Raw genomic sequence first — 1,983 nt, 5'->3', positions numbered from 1 at the left:
TCGTTCAACAGCGGAAGGCCTTGCAGCACCAGCGGATCCTGGTCGACGGCGATGACATCGCGGTTGGTCAGGATGGCCTGCGTCCCCTCGGACATCGAGCGCACGTCGTTGCCCGCCAGAAGAGGCGCGGCCAGCATCGCCCACAGCGAGAAGTGTGCGCGCTGTTCGGTTTCCGTCAGGTCGGGGCGCTGCGGCCCGAGTGACATCGTGGGGTGCCCGTTCACGAACTCGTTCCACCCGATCCCGACCACCAGCATGTCCGGGTCGTTGACGTGCTTCGGGCCGTCGCGGGGCGCGACCGGGCCCGCGGCATTGAACGCCTGGCTGACGCCGGCGAGACCCTCGGCCCAGAGCGCATCGTCCCCCCAGGCCGGCACCAGGTCCATCGCGTCCCGGCTGACGTCGGCGATGTGGGACCAGTCGTATTCGGAGCCCGCGTCGGGATTGCCGGAACTGTTGGGGTTGATGCTGTAGACGATGTGACGGCCGCTGGCGCGCAATGCATCCCGCATCGCCGCGAAGTACTTCACCTGTTCGGTGTGCCCGGCGTCCAACCGGCACCAGTCGTACTTGAGGTAGTCGATGCCCCACTTGGCGAACGTGCCTGCGTCAGCCTGTTCGTGGCCGGCGCCGCCGATGCGCGGATCCTGACCGCAGCCCTGGTTGAACGGACTGTGATAAATACCGAGCAGCATGCCGCGCTCGTGGACGTAGGTCGCCAACGCGGCGATGCCGTGCGGAAACCGCACCGGGTCGGCCCGCAGATGGCCATCGGCGTCCCTGGTTGGCGCGGCCCACCCGGCGTCGAGGTTGACGAAGCGGTAGCCAGCGTCCCGCATTCCCGAGGACACCATCGCGTCGACGGTGTCCTCGACGGTCTGTTCGGTCAGCGGGATACCGGAGTTCCACGAGTTCCACCCCATCGGCGGCGTCTGCGGGGGGCGCAGTTGCGGAGCAGGCGGACTGCATGCCGCCAGCACGCCGACACAGATCACCAGACCGCACAGTCGACGCACGCGGCCATCCTGACACCGAGATCTGTGAGGCCGCGGCGAAGCGCCTGTGCGTTCATGCGGGCGGGACGCCTCGCGAATCGTGCATCCGGCCGGAGCCTCGCCCGCCCACCGCAAACTCGCAACTAGCAACTAGCACGGGAACGGCCCGCCGCCGTGGCTCACTCGACCGTCCGTCGACACCGCTGTCGAACGTATGGCAGCTAACGCCTTATTTTTCGACGCCACAGTGATTGTTTGCTGTTCGATTCCGCAAAGTGATGTCTCAAGGTGTTTGTGCCGCCCTATTCAAGATCACTCCGTAGCTGTCACGGGCATGTCGCGTTCAACGCTGCGACATGCATCGATCAGCGGGCAAACAATCGGTTCACGTCCACTGCGTGCAATTCTTCTGCCCGCATCCCGGGTGCGGCCGCAGCCCTGAAAATGATTTCCCGTGAAATTCATGAGTTAGCTAGCAAATTATTTGACGAGACCGTAAGTTATCTGCCGTGCGGCGCTCACCGTCCCGAAATCGGGGCGGGGAGGTCGCGCATTTCGCATCTCTGAAGAGCCGGAAGGCGGACCCACCATGGCCCCAGCACACAATCATCGTGCCGTCCGCGCCGCATCACGGCACCGCAGAACCGGTGGGCGCGGGCAAGCCGTCTACCCGACTTTCCGCCTCGACGGCCCAGCTTGGGATCCGCTCGTCACGGCCGGTACGACGACCTACGCCCGGCACATCGGCCGCATCGGCGCGTTGGCCGTGGCCCTCGGAGTCGGTGCCGCCCTGGCAGCTGGACAGGGCGCCGCGGTAGCGCACGCCGATGGAGGATCGGACTCGTCGGACTCCTCGTCCACGGGCGCGTCCTCGGACTCGTCGCCGTCCGATTCGACGTCGAACGCTCCGACCGATGGCGCCACCCCCGCCGCTGACAATGCTCCAGCGACGGCCGCACCAAGCTCGTCCGCCTCGGCTTCGGACACC

2 protein-coding genes are annotated in these 1,983 nt (G+C 66.3%); both read right to left on the bottom strand.

What is annotated here, in order from left to right; genetic code table 11:
• Positions 1-1,016 (bottom strand): glycoside hydrolase family 27 protein (locus ACRDUX_RS01135; RefSeq protein ID WP_526410195.1); only part of this gene is annotated, 1,016 nt, incomplete at its 3' end.
• Between the two features lie 708 nt (positions 1,017-1,724).
• A partial coding sequence (locus ACRDUX_RS01130) for a hypothetical protein (RefSeq protein WP_526410193.1) occupies positions 1,725-1,983 on the bottom strand: 259 nt, incomplete at its 5' end.

Origin of the sequence: Mycobacterium sp. (assembly GCF_050701675.1) — a bacterium.
In the GTDB taxonomy this organism is placed as follows: Bacteria; Actinomycetota; Actinomycetes; order Mycobacteriales; family Mycobacteriaceae; genus Mycobacterium.
Note: the sequence above shows the minus strand (reverse complement) of the source record. Positions and strands in the feature narration are given on the sequence as shown.